Origin of the sequence: Chitinophaga japonensis (genome assembly GCF_007830125.1) — a bacterium.
GTDB classification, from domain to species: domain Bacteria; phylum Bacteroidota; class Bacteroidia; order Chitinophagales; family Chitinophagaceae; genus Chitinophaga; species Chitinophaga japonensis.
On record NZ_VLLG01000005.1, the window covers coordinates 147,250 to 163,669 of the forward strand.

The following is a 16,420-nucleotide window of genomic DNA, read 5'->3' on the forward strand; positions in this document are numbered from 1 at the left end:
AAATTGCATCATCAATTACCCATTTAAAATACAATTCATGAAAGCAGTAGTTTTTGACCAGGTTGGAGACCCGGAACAGGTGCTCTACCTGGCTGATCTTCCCGTACCACGCATCAGTAAAAATGAAGTGCTGGTAAAAATGGTAGCCGCCTCTATCAACCCCGGGGATTTTCTTTTTATCCGGAACCTGTATCCCGATCCTAAAAAACCGGCATTCCCGGCACAGGTTGGCGGCAACCACGGCGCCGGCATTATTGTGGAAACGGGACCGGATTCCTCCCTGGCGCCCGGCGCCCTGGTAGCATTCAGCTACTATAATACATGGGCAGAATATGCAACTGTTCCGGAAGAGTGGCTGATACCCCTGCCCGATCTTCTTGCGCCGGAAAAAGCCGGCCAACTCGTTAACGCCATCACCGCTTACGACCTGGTAGAGATGTCCGGGGTCAGGGAAACGGACTGGCTGGTGATCACTGCCGGCAATGCCGCCGTATCCACGATGGCGGCCCAATTTGCCAGCGCAAAGGGTATAAATGTCATTACGTTTGTCCGCTCCCGCAACCCGGCTATCCCGCTTGAAAAAATGGGATGTGCCGCTGTAATCGAGCTTACAGCATTTGACGGCGATACCCGGAAGATCATCGGGGAGATTACCGGCGGGCAGGGCATCAGCGGCGTGATAGACAATGTTGGCGGCCCACTGACCGCAGCGTTGATACGCAGCCTGAACTTTGGCGGCAAGGTGATCATCAATGGAGGCATGAGCGATGAAAATTACAACCTGCATAATTTCGACATCTTACTGAACGGGGTGCAGATCACTCCCTATGTTTACCGCTATTTCTTTGCGCCGCCTGCAAGGGGGGATAAAGCATACCTGGATAAAATGCTGGCTGTTTACAGCAGGAAAGACTTTATTGTACCGGTTGCGGGGTTACATGCGCTGTCCGGTTTCCGGAAAGCGGTTCACAGCACCTTGTACCAGTCCGGAGGAGGAAAGCATTTATTCAGTTTCACATAACTGTCGCAATCGCCCCCTGAATATGTCGTTAACGCCCTTCGATGCTAATCCAGGATGCCATAAGTTTGCATTACACCTTCAAAAAAAACAAACGCATATGAAACCAAATTCAGCATGGATGCAGGCCATCCTCCCGCTATTCCGCATGCATACCCAGCAATTCGATAATGCTTTGCGCGACATAAAAGACGAAGATGCCCTGGTACGGATCGAAGGAAGGACCAATCATATTACCTGGATGGTTGGGAACCTGGTCAATTGCAGGTACTGGCTGGCCAATGTGCTGGGCATGCCGCACAAAGATCCGTATGAAGACCTGTTCAACCTGGCCAAAGCGCTGGATCCCCAGGCGCAGTACCCGGACCTGGCTACCCTGAAAAAAGAATGGCATACCATTTCGCCGCTGGTGTTCCGGGAACTGCAGCAGGTAACGGACGCCAAACTGGGCGAAGCTTATCCTTTCGGGATGAATGTGGATTTTATTGAGGAGAACCGGCTGAACATGACGGGGCTTTCACTGGACCGGGAAAGCTACCTGCTGGGACAGTTGGGCTTTATGAGAAGGATACTGGGTTATGAAGGCGTGAAGTATGATATTAATAAGGAGCTTAGTTATTAAGTCATCTTCCTCAAAAAATCTCGTTTTTTGCCTTAATTTAAAGCCCTGGCAAAAAACAATCAGTACACATGCATAACAAATTCCTTGTATGGAGCGCCAGCCTGCTGTTAACGCTGGGCGCTTCCACATCCACGTCAGCCACCACACACCCCCTGTCCGCCACCGCACAGGACCCGGCTGATTCCAAAGCGCTGATCGGGCGCTGGGACATAACGATCGATGAGAACGGGAAACCGGCCCCGGCCTGGCTGGAAGTAAAACTCTCCGGTACCCGTACGCTGGTGGGATACTTTGTAGGCACATCCGGCAGTGCGCGTCCCGTGGCAAAAGTAAACTTTGATAACGGTCAGTTCAGCTTTACCATTCCGCCACAATGGGAACAGGGAGACCAGGATTTTGTGATCAAGGGAGCACTGGCCGGCGAGGGTATACAGGGCACCATCACCACCAGTGAAGGCAAAACCTATTCCTGGAAAGGCGTAAAGGCCCCTTACCTGAAAAGAACGGCGGCGCCGGCGTGGGGCGCGCCCATCCAGCTATTCAACGGGAAAGATCTGAGCGGCTGGAAAGCGGCGGGCAACACCAACCAGTGGGAAGTACGGAACGGTATCCTGACCAGCCCCCGTTCCGGCGCTAACCTGGTCTCCGAACAAACCTTCAACGATTTCAAGTTGCATGTGGAGTTCCGGTACCGGAAAGGCAGCAACAGCGGCGTGTATTTAAGAGGCCGTTATGAAGTGCAGATCGAGGACAGCCCGAAAGAAACGCACCCGTCCAGCGTATTGTTCAGCGGCGTATACGGTTTCCTGGCGCCCAGCGAAATTGCAGCTTTAGGCCCTGACCAGTGGCAGACCTATGACATCACCCTGGTAGGCCGGATGGTAACGGTAGTGGCTAATGGAAAAACCGTGATCAGCAACCAGGAGATACCCGGCATTACCGGGGGCGCACTGGACAGCAACGAAGGAGCGCCCGGACCAATCTACATCCAGGGAGATCACGGACCGATCGAGTTCAGGAAGATCGTGATCACACCGGCAAAGTAAATACCAGTAAAGGCCGGCTATAGTGATATACCGGCCTTTACCCCTGTCAATTCGAAAAAGAGGTCAACTGGATCGCAATGGCATACTGCGCCCATTGCTCATAATCTGCCGGCGCCATTTGCATACTGTTCCGGAAAGCGGCCGCCCCCAGGAAATACTGCGCTTTTCCCGCCAATGCTTCAAACAGGTAATATTGCTGGCCGTTTCCCATAAAAGCCTTCCTGCGGATAATGGAGCCGGTAGGGCCGGTAAACGGCATGGGATAGGTCCAGGCTACATCCGCCATCCAGTTGATGGCAGGATGATTGAAAGTGCCCTCGAACACCTGGGAAGTGTATTGTATGTTGTTTGTTACCTGCAGGTCAATGTACAGGCGGATGCGGTTATCGCCGCATACCAGCTTGCCGTTCTCCTGCCGCAGCGTCTCCCCTTCCGGCACCACTACCGTAGCCCCGGTGCTTTCCTCCAGGTAAATATCATAGCGGAACTGGCCCAGGTTGTATCCATAATTGGAAAAGAACGACAGCAACTGCTGCAGGCCCATGGCGTCGGAGGTGGAGTACTTACCGGTAAAATCCAGTTGGGAAAAGGAGCGGGTCTTGATGCGCCGGAAGCGGAAATTTCCCAGGCTGGTATATTCCACGCTTTCCGTGGGGGCCTGATACTCCTCGTAAGCAAAGAGATTCCGCAACCGCGGGCTGTTCAGCGAAGGCAGTGTTTCATTGGATGTTTCCAGTTGCGATATGTGGCTGGCATGAATGCACCAGCTAATATCCGCCGCACCATTTTCCAGCCCTCCGTCCGCTACGCCTACCAGCCGGCCGCCCTGGTCCACTACCGGCGCGCCGGAGAAACCATGCAGCAGGCTGCCCTGCAGGTAAATGATCTGTATAGCCAGGCTGGGGAATCCCAGCGCCTGTATCTCCTGGCGGGCCGCCACGGGCAGCAGGTCCGCCAGGCGGTTGCCCTGTAAAAGGCCTACGGAAAAATCGCGGTCTATATAGGCGGCGCTGCCGCCGTTATACCCAACCGTAAATACACGTGTATCCACAGGCGGACGGCTGGTATAATGCTGGCTGAGATAATGGGGGGACGCATATTGCTGCACCTCCAGGGAGATCAGGTCTCCACCCCGGTATACTTTCCTGAGCCTGGCGGACCTCCACCCGGATATGGCGGGTATGTACACTTCTATATCCCCGCCGCTGCTGAGGGAATGCAGGGTGGTCAGCACCGTCCGCCCATCCCTCCAGAAAAAACCTGTGGAGTATTTGGTGCCGGAGCGCACCCTTACGATGGTCCTCGCTACTTCCTCCTTGATGCCCGGCGGAACCGGCCCGGTAACGGCAACGGCCATGGCCTGCAGGCCGCATACCAGGCATAAGACCAGGAGGAAACGTGTTACTGCTTGCATATGATCTTTTTGAGGTGTAACAAAGTAAGACGCCGCTCGTCCGGGTTGGAGACCGTTTCCCGGAGTGAGCGCTGCAGCTCGTCATAAACGCCGCCGGACTGGCTGAACGCCTGCTGTATGTCTTCCAGCGTGGATTGTTCCGTAAGGGCGCAGAGGTCCAGGCTGCCGGGGTCTTTGGCCATCAGCACCGTGGAGCCCGCCTGTTTAGCTTCTTTGGAGAACGTGTAACCCTCCGGCACCAGCCCCAGTTCCCGGAACAGTACGATCTTTTTGATCTCACTGGTATCAAAGCCGGCTGCCCGGTACGCGCGCAGCGATGCATCGGGGGAAGGCGCCAGTACGTTATGCGTACGCATATACAGCCCGGCAAAAATAGCCAGCACGCAGGTAAACCCGAAGGTGCCGATGATCAGTTGATTGCCGGCCTCCCCTTCGCGGCTGCCCTGCAACCCGAAGAAAGCGGCCAGCAGCGAGGTCAGTGCGCCCAGAATGATACCGGTCACCTCCGCGATAGATAGCCCGATGATAATGCCGGTCAGCAATCCAAGGCCGATACCGGCAAACAGCTCTTTTTTCATCTGTATATTTTTTTGATCTTTTATGGTATGCGAAAGTCCATCATCCCGGGATGTATACATTAAGCACTACACGACAGGTAAGGGGTCTTATCATCCGGTACAGGAATTCTTTGTATTAAGGTAGGAAAAAAAATGCAGTTTTTATTATTTTCAGTAATATACACCTAACATGCAAAAGATGATCTTCAGTAAACTTTGTGCCGCGTTGGCGTTCGCTTGCCTGCTGGCCCCTTCTGTGAATGTGGCCGCCCAGTCAAACGAAGCGCCTGTTACAGATATCACCATGGACCTGCAGGAATGGGCCCGGCACCTGAACAGCGATGCAGACAAAAATCTTTCCCGCGAAAAAGCACCGGAGCTCAACCGCTACCTGGAAGCCCTGAAAATGAGCCTGGAGGATTATATGAAAACGCGGAAAAGACTTTCGGACAGCCTGTTCCGGAACAATGTGGCGCCGGGAAAAAAGGATATCTATCACCTGGAAGTGCTCAAAGAGCAGATGAGCGCTGTAATGGCTGGCATGCGCGGCGTAACGGACCTTACCGGCAGGGAGCTGCAGGAAGAAGGCGACAAGCTGAACAACCGCATCTACGATATACTGTATGGAGAGCAAACTCATTTTTTATCCTACCTGGAAGCATTTTTAGCCGGCATGGATGTTACCAAAAAAGACCTGGCGCTGGATGGCAGCACCTGTTACCAGCGCCTCCGGGAATGCATCAACCTCATTTCAAACCTGCAGGGCAGGATCAATAAAAAGATGAAATGATTTGTTAATATTTGGGGGATGCTTGCTTATATTTTCATCCTGTCTTAGATTGGGCCGCAATGGGTATCTCCAATCTTTTACAAAAGACCGTCCTGTCTGTAGTGCTGGCATTGCTTAGCCTGGCAGCGGCAGCGCAGGTGCAGCTCAAAGGTACGGTGTACGACCGTTCCGCCCGTATTGGGATGCCCGGGGTAAGCGTGCGGAGCACTTCCGGCGCCGGCACTGTCACCGATTCCATGGGGCGTTACAGCATCCACCTCGGCCCTGCAGATTCCATCAGCTTCTCCTACCAGGGAAAAGCCACCCAGAAATTCCCCGTAAGGGACATTGACACCTATCATCCTTTCGACATCAAACTGCATGTGGATGTGCAGGTGCTGCCTACCGTGGAGGTATCTGCCACACGGCCGCACAGCTACCAGTTTGACTCGCTGGAAAACCGTAATGAATACCGCAGGGTGTTTGACTACGATCCCCAGTTCCTGTCCGGCGGCAGCAGCAACGGGTTTGGCGTGGGCGTCAACCTCGAGATGCTGCTTAGCGGGAAAAAGATCAAAAGGATGGAGCACTTCCGGCAGCTCCTGGAACAGCAGGAACGGGAGAAGTATGTAAGCCACCGGTTCAGCAAAGAACTGGTAAAAAGAATAACCGGCCTGGAAACGCCCGCCCTGGATACCTTTATGGTGTACTACCGGCCCACCTATGAAATGCTCTGGAGCTTTGAGAACGAATACGAATACTATAAGTACATCCGGGACTGGGGCGAGTACTTTGCTGAAACCTGGCGAAGAGCGTATCCTGCCCGCGACTCCTTTTCTACTCATCAATAAAAACAGGCCTGTTGTACATCCCCCGCTGCGGTTGAGCAATCTCATCTCCACCGCACTGCACCTTTCGGTAAATTCGGCAAACATCCTTCACCAACATGATCACCAGGTCCCTTTTTATATCCGGAGTACTACTCTGTTTATCCGGCGCCTATGCACCTGCCCGGTCACAGGCTATCCAACACGGCACTGTAATAACGGAACACCTGCCGTCCGCCATCTTGCAGGAGAACCGCACCGGTCTTGATCCCAACCGTACCATTAAGATATACCTGCCGCCAGGCTATAAGGATACCGGTAAATCTTACCCGGTGCTCTATTACTTCCACAGCATTTTCTGGAACGCGGAAAAAATGTTCGAGGATGGCAACCTGGTAAAGCTGCTGGAACGTGGCTTCGCCAATGGTATAAGCAGGGCATTCATCTTTGTAGCGGCAGATTACAGCACGCCTACTACCGGCAGCATCTATGAAAATTCGCCCATCAGCGGGAGATGGCTGGACTTTACCACGCAGGAGCTGGTGCCCTTCATTGACAGTCATTTCCGCACGATCCCCCACCGCAACAGCCGTGCACTGGCCGGTGATTTCATGGGCGGTCGCGGCGCGCTGAAGCTGGCCATGACCCATGCAGATCTTTTCAGCGTGGTGTACGCCCTGCACCCGGTAGCCACCGGTACCGGGCAACTACCCTGGCCCTATGTGCAGATCGACTGGAAAAGGATCTACCAGGCTAAAACATATGCCGATCTTGGAAGCGATCACCGTACCCGGCTTTTCGTCACCATCAGCCAGGCATTCCTGCCCAATCCCAGCCGCCCGCCCTTTTACTGCGACTACTTCATGGAGCCTGAAAACGGGGAGCCCGGGCTAAACGTAGAAAACACGAAAAAGACCAAAGCCGGTTTCCTGCTGGATGAAACGCTGTACGAATCCGCCGCCAACCTGCGCACCATGCGGGGCATCGCGTTTGACTGGGGGCGCTTTGATGCTACCACCGCGCATGTGTATTCCAACCAGGCTTTCAGCCGTAAGCTGGAAGACCTGGGCATTGAGCATGAAGCGGAAGAATACCGCGGCAATCCCTGGGACAGGACCTGGACCGAATACGGCCGTTTTTACGCACGCCTGCTCCCTTTCATGAACCGGCACCTGGTATTTAATGCTACAAATCCCTGATATGATGCTTCCCCGGTATTTCCTGCTGCTTATCCATCTCTGCTGCCTGTGCACCAGTGCATTTGCGCAAGCCGTCCTGCCGGCAGATGATACAACGCAAACGTACCTACGTAAATACAGGTCCGCTTACATCCAGGCCATGCTGAACGCAAACCCCGGAGCGCTGCAGGCCTTTTTTGCGGACAGTATCCGGCTTATGCCCGAATTCCAGAAAACGGTGACCCGGAAAGAAAATGCCTTGCTATACTACCAGGCGCTCCTGTCCAGGTTCCGTATCCTGGCCTTTGCCATGGATGCCGCAGAGGTCCTTGACCTGGGCGGCTGCCTGGCGGAAACCGGTAAGTTTAGCGCCACCCTGCAATTAAAAAGTACCGGTAAAGCCCGGGAGGTAAAAGGGAAATACATGCATCTCTGGAAGATATCCACCGGTCATGCGCCCCGGTTGCTCACAGCAGCGTGGAACTATGACCACCCGCTGGAAATGGAAGCACAATTGAGATTTGAAGCAGTGCCGGTAACGGATGTAGCATTGCAGCCGCACCTGCCCATTAGCAGCAACATCCGTTTTGAGCTGGCCGCGCTCAACCGGTTGATGGAAGCTACGGTCACCCAGCACGATGCTCCCACCTGGGAACGGTTCTATGCAGACGATGGCATGTTCCTTTACAGCCGTCATGCCGCGGTGCAGGGCCGGCAAGCGATCAATACATTCCTGGAAGCTCATGCCAGGGAACTGCCGGTTTTTGAGCACCTGGATATCCGCAACGACCGGGTCGATCACCTGGGAGATTATGTAATTGAATACGCCAGCCATATTGCCAGTTGGAGAACAGGCGATTACTCCGGTGTAGGCCTCGGAAAAGACCTGCGGATCTGGCGCCGGGAGCAAGACGGCTCCCTGAAGATATTCCGGCACATTGCGATGTACGACTGATCAGGCAGGCACTGCTTTCCGGACGGCCCTGCCCTGTTGCATCCAGGGCTTTATGACGGAGATGAGCACAATGAGAAAAAAGCCCAGCAATTGTAGCGGCACCACATACATGAGCGCCTGGTGATTGTGCAGGAATACTGGATCCGTTAATGCCTGCTGCGGCCGGCTTTCCAGGATGCTGATATTATCCAGCATGCGTTGCTCTGAATAGAACATGCCAAAAAGGATCATCCCTATTACAGATACCAGCTTCACCCTGATCCAGGTATGCCGGAACAATCCCCAGGAAGTGAGCAGGCTGTTGAGCAAACCCGTCACAAAACTGGTGATGCCACCCCACCCTATCACGTTCCAGGCAATGGAGCGCATGTTCAGGTAAGTGATACGGGTAGCCGCCGTATCCGTTAAAGGCATGTTATATACCAGGGGAAGGAAAGTTAACAGCCCACCGATCCAAAGGGTGGTGCAAAAGATATGCACGGCTTTTAACAGGCGTGCGCCGGCAGGATTTACTTTGAATGCCATCTGTGTAACAAGTTTTTACTGCCGGCAAAGGTGGTAAAGTGAGGGGGTTTAAAATTGTACGATTTGGACAGTCCCCGGGGAAAAAATATTCCCCCACCTGAATCTTTTATCCCTTATTTCCGCACATAGCGGCGCATACTAACTTGCAGCATCCAACAAAACAAGGAATTATTTATGATGAAGGAAACAACAAACAACCCGGGAAAAGTATCAGTGATCGGGCTGGGGTCCATGGGTGCGGCGCTGGCCCGCACCTTCCTGCAGAAGGGATTCCAGGTAACGGTCTGGAACAGGGATATTGCCAAGGCGCAGCCCCTGGCGGAGGCGGGCGCCACGCCGGCCGGCAGCGCAGCGGCTGCTATCGAGGCCAGCCCGGTTGTGGTGGTCTGCGTATCGGATTACAAAGCTACCCGGGCGATCCTGGAAGAGCACAAGGCCGCAGCAGCACTGCAGGGGCGCACGCTGGTGCAGCTCAGCACCGGTACGCCCAAAGAAGCCCGCGACCTGGAAGCCTGGGCGCAGCAACAGGGCGCTGCCTGTATGAACGGCGCCATCCTGGCCTGGCCGGGGCAGATCGGCGGCGATGACACCACCATCCTGGCTGCGGGCAACACGACTATTTTCCAGGAGCAGGAGTCCCTGCTCCGCGCATTGGCCGGCAATCTTACTTACATGGGCACGGAAGCCGGCGCTGCTGCAGCGTTGTTTGCCGCAGTGCTGTCCTACCTGGCAGGCAGTTGGATAGGCTTTTGCCATGGCGCGCTGATCTGCGAGCGGGAAGGGTTGCGGGCAGACGATTTCGGCGTACTCATGGAAGCGCTGTCCGGCATATTGGGTGCAGAGTCCAGGCACATGGGCGAAGTGATACAACATAACCGCTTCCGCGACCCGGAGAGCACCGTGAAAACTACCGGAGAAGACCTGGAACTACTGGTGCAGCATGCCCGGGAAGCCGGTATCAGCAGCGAGCTGCCGAAATTTGCGGCTGGCCTGTTCAGAAGAACGATAGACGCCGGTTATGGTGCGGAAGAGCATGCCGCGGTCATCAAAGTGCTCAGGAATTGATAAGGAGGCATATCCTGGTCACACCAGGTGGCTGCGGGCACCGGCCAGGATATGCTCCCTGTTCTCATTGCCCCACTGCTCCAGCACGTCCATTACCGGCAGCAGGCTTTCCCCCACTGCAGTAAACCGGTATTCCACTCTTACCGGCACCTCCGCATATACCTGTTTATAAATAATGCCATAGTCCTCCAGCTCTTTAAGATGCAGGTTAATAATCCGGGGGCTTACCTCCTGCATTTCCCGGTGCAGGGCGCTGGGGCGCTGAATACCGCGCCGGATGCAATCCATGATCCAGGCCTTCCATTTGCCGCCTACCACTTTAACGGCTACACTCAGCCCGCAATCCAGCATTTCAGGAATTTTCCGTTCGTACATATCGCAAAAATTTGTACCAAAGGTAAAAGAAAGCACCGTAGGCAGCTAAAGCAGGCATGGTGAAAAAATTATCCCCCACCCTGCTGAAATAAAAAACCGCCGGCGCTTACCCTGCGATAAACGGCCCGGCGGTTACAGGTTATAGTATGGCGGTTAAATGTTATGGGCGGTGGCGGCAACCACCGATCCTGCAACAAAGGTAAACCGGCGGCCAAACAGAAAATTGTACAAATGCGAACTGAAAGTAGGAGGTAGGAAGTAAGATGTAAGATGTAAGACGCACGATAATTGTAACGGTACATCTCCTACTTCCTACATCTTACTTCTTACTTCCTACTAATCTCGCGGAAAGGTCCGGGTCCTTCATATCCTTGTCCAGCGGGAACATGGGACGCGCTATCCGGCGGTACGGCAGGCGTTCCAGGTTCTGGTCCACGCCGCCCGGCGTCAGCGCCAGCAGCCAGTCTGCCCGCATAGCATACAGCTCCGGCTCCAGGTAGCCGATCTTTACCACTACGATGTCCGCCTTCCTGGGCTGTAACCCCAGCCGGGTAAAATCACGCTCCTTGTGATACGGTTTGCGTTTTTGGGTAACGATCACATGCACGCTGCCCACCTGTACCACCACTTCCACTACCGCATCCCGGTCGCCGCGCTCAATGGCTCTTACGGTGCCGGAAAGCCTTAGCGGCGGCGCATAACGTGCATCTACCTTAGCACCGGCATAGCCGTCCACGTGCCCGCCTACCCCGGCAGCTATTGCTTTTTCCACCAGCTCCGGGCCGGGAATGGAGGCATAGATCAGCGTGGGGCCGTTTTCCGACTGGAATTCCCTGCGGGCCAGTATTTCTTTTAAGGTCCAGGTAACATCCCCGGCGCCGCCCGCGGTAGGATTATCCCCGGAATCGCTGATAAAGAAGGGATGTCGGGTGCTGGCCAGCGCCTTGTCCAGGCATTCGTGCAGGCTGCCGGTGGGCGCTACAAAGGCATAATCATGCCGCGCATCCCAGAAGCTGCGCGCCAGTTGCTCGGCGGTACGGGTCACTTTTGCTTTATCATCGCCCGTTACCATTACCACGGCATGGTTACGCGGCTCGTCGGCCCAGGCATAGCCCACCCAGATGGCGGCGTCGATGATGCCTTCCTGCGCGGCAGCCGGCGCTACTTTTTTATATACGCTTTTGGCCGGTTCTATGCGGGTGCTGGTCTTTTCACCGGGCAGCAGGATGGGAACAGGTATCCAGGCTTTGTAAGCCGGTTTCCCCTTGCCGCTCTCAATGCGTACCAGCAGGTTTTCCACGGCCCGCTGCTTGGTTTCCATCGCATCCTCGTGCGGCGCCATGCGGTAACAGGTGATCAGGTCCGTATTTTCCGCCAGCCGCCAGGATACGTTGCCATGCAGGTCCATGGAGGTGGAGATGATCGTTTCCTTTCCTATCACCTCGCGGATGCGGGTAATGAAGTCCCCTTCCGGGTCGTCCAGCCCTACCACGCTCATAGCGCCGTGAATGTCAAAGAAAAGCCCGTCATACGGTCCGTTCTTCTTTAAGGAGTCCAGCGTTTTGCTCACCAGCGACTCATAGGCTTCCCGGGTCACCGCCCCGCCGGGCAGTGACTTGCCGATGAGGGCCGGCAGCCATACAGCCCGCTGGCGCAGCGGGGAGCCGTCGGACAAAAAAGGATAAGACGTAAAAACGGCCGGGCCGTATTTGGCGTGAAAGGCTTCCTCGGTGGTCAGCGCCGGCGAAAAGGTGCTGGACTCTATCCCCAGGCCGGCAATGGCGATGCGGGGCAGCGGTTTTGCGTGTGTAAGCGTGCTAATGGCCAGGCAACAGGCGACCAGGAAAAAAAGGCGCTTCATTGTATAGTGTTTTTATTATTATCAAAGTTCATCCTCCTGCACCAGTTGCTGCAGCTTTTCCATATGCTTTACCGTAATTTCCTTCCCCCGCAGGGTAATGGTCCCTTCCTGCATCAGCTCGCTCATCACCCGGATCACGGTCTCGTAGGTAGTACCGGCATAGGCGGCCAGGTCCTGCCGGCTTAACTGCAGGTGCAGCGCCCCGTCGCCATTGGTGCCGAACTTGCGGTGCAGCAGCAGCAGTGCATAGGCAATGCGGCCCTTTACGGACATATGCGCCAGGTTGCGCATTTTCATCTCGGATTCCTGCAATTCCTTGGCATAGAAGAGCATCAGCTCGTACAGGAAATCATGGTTCACCTGCAGGCTGGTCTGGAAAAAGGGCAGGTCAATATAACAAACAGTGGCCGGCTCCAGGGCGGTAGCCGATACGGGGTAGATCATCTCATGTCCCATGCCGCGGTGGCCTACAATATCCCCCTGCTGCGCAAAACGTACGATCAGCTCCTTTTCCTTTCCCCAGTGCTTGTGCACCTTAAAGCTGCCGCTGTATACAAAATAGATGCCCTTTACCTCGTCCCCTTCCCTGAACAGCAGCTCTCCTTTCTTCAGGGAAAAATGCTGATGATGCGTACCAATGGCCGGCCTCCATGCCGGCAGGCACAGCCGGCACAGCATACAGGTCTGGAGATCACAACCCTGCTTGTTTTTCTTCATAGAGTGTTTGATGGTTCATGTTTCCGGTCAGCACCTGCACATGGGCAGGCAATTGCCCGGCATACAACCGTACCACCTCCCCTACCACGATCACGGCAGGATTGGCCAGGCCGGCATGCCGGGCCTTGAAGGTAATATCTTTCACGGTACCGCTTACCATCTTTTCTTTAAAAGTGGTGCCATCCTGTATAATGGCCGCCGGCGTGTCCCCTTTGCCGCACTGCATGAAAATATCCATGATGGCCTCCAGCCGGCTCATGGCCATCAGTATCACCACGGTGGCGCTGGACTGCGCCGCCAGTTGTACGTCTTCAGATATGCCCCCGCTGCGGGTAGTTCCGGTGGTGACCCAGAAGCTCTCCGCCACGCCCCGGGTGGTAAGGGGTATCCACTGCCCGGCCGGCACGGCCAGGGCGCTGGAAATGCCCGGTACAATGGATACGGGGATGCCGGCCTGCCTTGCCGCGTCAATTTCCTCCGCCGCCCGGCCGAATATAAAAGGATCGCCCCCTTTCAGGCGCACCACGTGGCCGTAGGCCAGGGCATCGGACACGATCAGCCGGTTGATCTCCTGCTGCGACAGGGTATGGCAGCCATACCGCTTGCCGGTAAAACGGACAATGGCATCCGGGGCGGCATATTCCAGCAGCGCTTCATTCACCAGCGCATCATATAATATAACATTGGCCCGGCCAATGGTGCGGATGGCCTTCAGCGTGATCAGCTCCGGGTCTCCGGGGCCCGCTCCTACCAGTGATAACAAGGGATTTGGCATAAATTCAGTTATATTATAATTATAATTATATGATTCAAATCATGCAAACAGCTATAAAATTAAATTAATAATCGCTAATTTCATGACGGAAATCATACAACACGCCAAAACAACCATCGATTTTCATCTCAAGAATAATATTAAAATTATTTAAATATATCCGGCCTTTAAAAATTATTCGGACATGACTAAAATCGTAATTATTGGCAATGGCATGACGAGCTACAAGTTTTGTGAAAAGATCATTGCTAAAGCCGTGCCCGGTACCCTGCAACTGGTTGTTTTTGGCGAAGAGCCCCGCCCTGCCTATGACCGCGTGCACCTGAGCGCTTTCTTTTCCGGCAAAACAGCACAGGACCTGGAGCTGGCGCCGGCAGACTGGTATGCACAGCAGGGCATCACCCTCCACCTGGGCGATCCCGTACAACATATAGACCGCGCGCAAAAGACCGTGCATTCCCATAAAGGCATTACCGAAACCTACGATTACCTCGTAATGGCTACCGGGGCGGCCGCTTTTGTACCTCCCATTCCCGGGGTAGATAAAAAAGGCGTTTTTATATACCGCACTATAGAAGACCTGGAAATGATCCGGGACTACGCCCCCCATGCCGCCACCGGTGCGGTAATAGGCGGCGGACTGCTGGGCCTGGAAGCGGCCAAGGCCCTGCTGGACCTGGGACTGCGCGATACGCATGTGATCGAGTTTGCCCCCCGGCTGATGCCCCGGCAGATAGACGACAGCGGCTCGTCCCTGCTGAAGGCCCAACTGGAAAAGCTGGGCCTGCGGGTGCATACCAGCATGCAAACCACCGCCATACTGGGAGACGATACCATTACCGGCCTGCAGTTTGCCGATGACAGCTCGCTGCCGGCCGATATCCTGATCATATCCGCCGGCATCGCCCCCCGGGACGAGCTGGCCCGCCTCTGCGGCCTGGACACCGGTCACCGCGGCGGCATTGTCGTAAACGAACAGTTGCAAACCAGCGATCCCTATATATATGCTATCGGCGAATGCGCCTTATATAATGGTATGATCTACGGCCTGGTGGCCCCCGGCTATGAAATGGCCGAAGTGGTGGCCTCCCAACTGACCGGCACAGAGAAAGCCTTTACCGGTTTTGACATGAGCACCAAGCTGAAGCTGATAGGCGTGGACGTGGCCAGCTTCGGCAATCCCTTTACCCCGGCAGACCAGTGCCGGAGCATTGTGTTCGAGGACACCCTGAAAGGCGTGTACAAACGCATCAATATTACGCCGGACGGGCAGCACCTGCTGGGCGGCATCCTCATTGGCGATGCCGATGATTACAATATGCTGCTGCAAACCGCCAAAAACAAGGTAGTGCTGCCCCCCAACCCGGAAGATGTGCTGTTGGGCGCACGCGGCGGCCAGGCAGAAGGCGCGGCCGGCGTGCTGGGGCTGCCGGACGAGGCCACCATCTGTAGCTGCGAGAACATCAGCAAAGCCGCCATCTGCAATGCCGTAAAAGACGGCCATGAAACGCTGGATGCGGTAAAGAAATGCACCAAAGCCGCTACCTGCTGCGGGGGCTGCGCGCCCATGGTGAAGGACCTGATCACCGCCACCCTCAAATCGCAGGGCAAATACATCCGCAATGTGCTGTGCGAGCACTTCGATTATTCCCGCCAGGAGCTGTTTGACCTGATCAGGATCAAAAACCTGTATTCCTTTGATGAGGTGCTGGACCATTACGGCCACGGCGACGGCTGCGAGGTCTGCAAACCGGCCATCGCCAGCATCCTGGCCAGCCTCTGGAACGAAATGATCCTCGCAAAAGGCAATGATACCGCCCAGGACTCCAACGACCGTTTCCTGGCTAACATACAGAAAGGCGGCACCTATTCCGTAGTGCCCCGCGTGCCCGGCGGCGAGATCACGCCCCGCCAACTGATGGTGATTGCCCAGGTAGCGGAGAAATACAACCTCTACACCAAGATCACCGGCGGCCAGCGCATAGACATGTTTGGCGCGCATGTGAACGACCTGCCCCTGATCTGGGAAGAGCTGATAGCCGCCGGCTTTGAAAGCGGCCATGCCTACGGCAAAGCGCTGCGCACCGTAAAAAGCTGCGTGGGCAGCACCTGGTGCCGCTTTGGCCTGCATGACAGCGTAAGCTACGCCATCCGCATAGAGCAACGCTACCGCGGCCTGCGCGCGCCGCATAAGATAAAATCCGCCGTGAGCGGTTGTATCCGCGAATGCGCGGAGGCACAATCCAAGGACTTTGGCATCATCGCCACCGAAAAGGGCTGGAACCTGTATGTATGCGGCAACGGCGGCTCCAAGCCCCAGCATGCAGTGCTGCTGGCCGGCGACCTGGACAGCGAGACCTGTATCCGCTACATCGACCGGTTCCTGATGTTCTACATCAAAACCGCCGACCCGCTGACCCGTACCGCTACCTGGCTGAACAAGCTGGACGGCGGCATAGAATACCTGCGCAACGTGGTGGTGAACGACAGCCTGGGCATTGCCGCCCAACTGGAAAGCGAAATGCAGGCGCTGGTAGACAATTACAAATGCGAGTGGAAGGAAGTGGTGGAAAATCCCGCGCTGCGGAAACGCTTCTCCCACTTCGTGAACGCACCGGAAGAAAAAGATCCTACCGTATCCTTTGAGCACTTGCGGGAGCAGAAAAAAGCAGCGGAGTGGAAATAAGATCCATTAAACAAGAAGCGCTTCAACCAA

At 55.2% G+C, this 16,420-nt stretch carries 16 protein-coding genes; 9 read left to right on the top strand and 7 right to left on the bottom strand.

Going from position 1 to position 16,420, the window contains the following annotated elements; all coding sequences use genetic code 11:
* The first annotated feature begins 37 nt into the window (after window positions 1-37).
* From LX66_RS21910 to LX66_RS21920, 3 genes are all read left to right on the top strand, one after another.
* Window positions 38-1,021 (top strand): quinone oxidoreductase family protein, encoded by a 984-nt coding sequence (locus LX66_RS21910; protein WP_145717595.1) that lies wholly within the window; start codon window positions 38-40, stop codon window positions 1,019-1,021.
* 97 nt (window positions 1,022-1,118) lie between these two features.
* Window positions 1,119-1,640: a DinB family protein gene (locus tag LX66_RS21915; RefSeq protein WP_145717597.1), complete on the top strand. Its 522-nt coding sequence runs from the start codon at window positions 1,119-1,121 to the stop codon at window positions 1,638-1,640.
* Window positions 1,641-1,708: 68 nt separating this feature from the next.
* Window positions 1,709-2,686, top strand: a complete 978-nt coding sequence (locus LX66_RS21920) for a 3-keto-disaccharide hydrolase (RefSeq protein ID WP_145717598.1) — start codon at window positions 1,709-1,711, stop codon at window positions 2,684-2,686.
* 46 nt (window positions 2,687-2,732) lie between these two features.
* Here the strand turns inward: LX66_RS21920 and LX66_RS21925 are convergent, their stop codons facing one another.
* Window positions 2,733-4,100, bottom strand: coding sequence for a S1 family peptidase (locus LX66_RS21925; RefSeq protein ID WP_145717599.1), 1,368 nt, complete (start codon window positions 4,098-4,100; stop codon window positions 2,733-2,735).
* Window positions 4,088-4,678 (bottom strand): hypothetical protein, encoded by a 591-nt coding sequence (locus LX66_RS21930; protein WP_145717600.1) that lies wholly within the window; start codon window positions 4,676-4,678, stop codon window positions 4,088-4,090. The genes LX66_RS21925 and LX66_RS21930 overlap by 13 nt, the downstream gene beginning before the upstream one ends.
* A gap of 178 nt (window positions 4,679-4,856) precedes the next feature.
* On the opposite strand from LX66_RS21930, the gene LX66_RS21935 reads away from it, so the two are divergent.
* From LX66_RS21935 to LX66_RS21950, 4 genes are all read left to right on the top strand, one after another.
* Window positions 4,857-5,447: a hypothetical protein gene (locus LX66_RS21935; protein WP_158642708.1), complete on the top strand. Its 591-nt coding sequence runs from the start codon at window positions 4,857-4,859 to the stop codon at window positions 5,445-5,447.
* 59 nt (window positions 5,448-5,506) lie between these two features.
* Complete coding sequence (locus tag LX66_RS21940; protein WP_145717602.1) at window positions 5,507-6,277, top strand: peptidase associated/transthyretin-like domain-containing protein; 771 nt, start codon at window positions 5,507-5,509, stop codon at window positions 6,275-6,277.
* Between the two features lie 95 nt (window positions 6,278-6,372).
* Complete coding sequence (locus LX66_RS21945) at window positions 6,373-7,452, top strand: alpha/beta hydrolase (protein WP_145717604.1); 1,080 nt, start codon at window positions 6,373-6,375, stop codon at window positions 7,450-7,452.
* A 1-nt stretch (window position 7,453) separates the two neighbouring features.
* Complete coding sequence (locus LX66_RS21950) at window positions 7,454-8,386, top strand: nuclear transport factor 2 family protein (RefSeq protein WP_158642709.1); 933 nt, start codon at window positions 7,454-7,456, stop codon at window positions 8,384-8,386.
* Here the strand turns inward: LX66_RS21950 and LX66_RS21955 are convergent, their stop codons facing one another.
* On the bottom strand, window positions 8,387-8,911 hold the full coding sequence (locus tag LX66_RS21955) for a hypothetical protein (protein WP_145717606.1): 525 nt from the start codon (window positions 8,909-8,911) through the stop codon (window positions 8,387-8,389).
* A gap of 174 nt (window positions 8,912-9,085) precedes the next feature.
* On the opposite strand from LX66_RS21955, the gene LX66_RS21960 reads away from it, so the two are divergent.
* Complete coding sequence (locus LX66_RS21960; RefSeq protein ID WP_211366470.1) at window positions 9,086-9,976, top strand: NAD(P)-dependent oxidoreductase; 891 nt, start codon at window positions 9,086-9,088, stop codon at window positions 9,974-9,976.
* Window positions 9,977-9,994: 18 nt separating this feature from the next.
* Here LX66_RS21960 and LX66_RS21965 read toward each other — a convergent pair whose 3' ends face one another.
* From LX66_RS21965 to cobA, 4 genes are all read right to left on the bottom strand, one after another.
* Window positions 9,995-10,351: a winged helix-turn-helix transcriptional regulator gene (locus LX66_RS21965; RefSeq protein WP_145717607.1), complete on the bottom strand. Its 357-nt coding sequence runs from the start codon at window positions 10,349-10,351 to the stop codon at window positions 9,995-9,997.
* A gap of 319 nt (window positions 10,352-10,670) precedes the next feature.
* Window positions 10,671-12,212 carry a M81 family metallopeptidase gene (locus tag LX66_RS21970; protein ID WP_145717608.1) on the bottom strand — a complete coding sequence of 514 codons (1,542 nt, stop codon included), beginning with the start codon at window positions 12,210-12,212 and terminating at the stop codon, window positions 10,671-10,673.
* Between the two features lie 21 nt (window positions 12,213-12,233).
* Window positions 12,234-12,929: a Crp/Fnr family transcriptional regulator gene (locus LX66_RS21975; protein ID WP_145717609.1), complete on the bottom strand. Its 696-nt coding sequence runs from the start codon at window positions 12,927-12,929 to the stop codon at window positions 12,234-12,236.
* The gene (cobA, locus tag LX66_RS21980) at window positions 12,904-13,704 is read right to left on the bottom strand and encodes a uroporphyrinogen-III C-methyltransferase (RefSeq protein ID WP_145717611.1); all 801 of its coding nucleotides are present in this window, start codon (window positions 13,702-13,704) and stop codon (window positions 12,904-12,906) included. Before cobA ends, LX66_RS21975 begins: the two co-directional genes overlap by 26 nt.
* Window positions 13,705-13,888: 184 nt before the next feature.
* On the opposite strand from cobA, the gene nirB reads away from it, so the two are divergent.
* Window positions 13,889-16,390, top strand: a complete 2,502-nt coding sequence (gene nirB / locus LX66_RS21985) for a nitrite reductase large subunit NirB (protein WP_145717612.1) — start codon at window positions 13,889-13,891, stop codon at window positions 16,388-16,390.
* The last annotated feature ends 30 nt before the right edge of the window (window positions 16,391-16,420 follow it).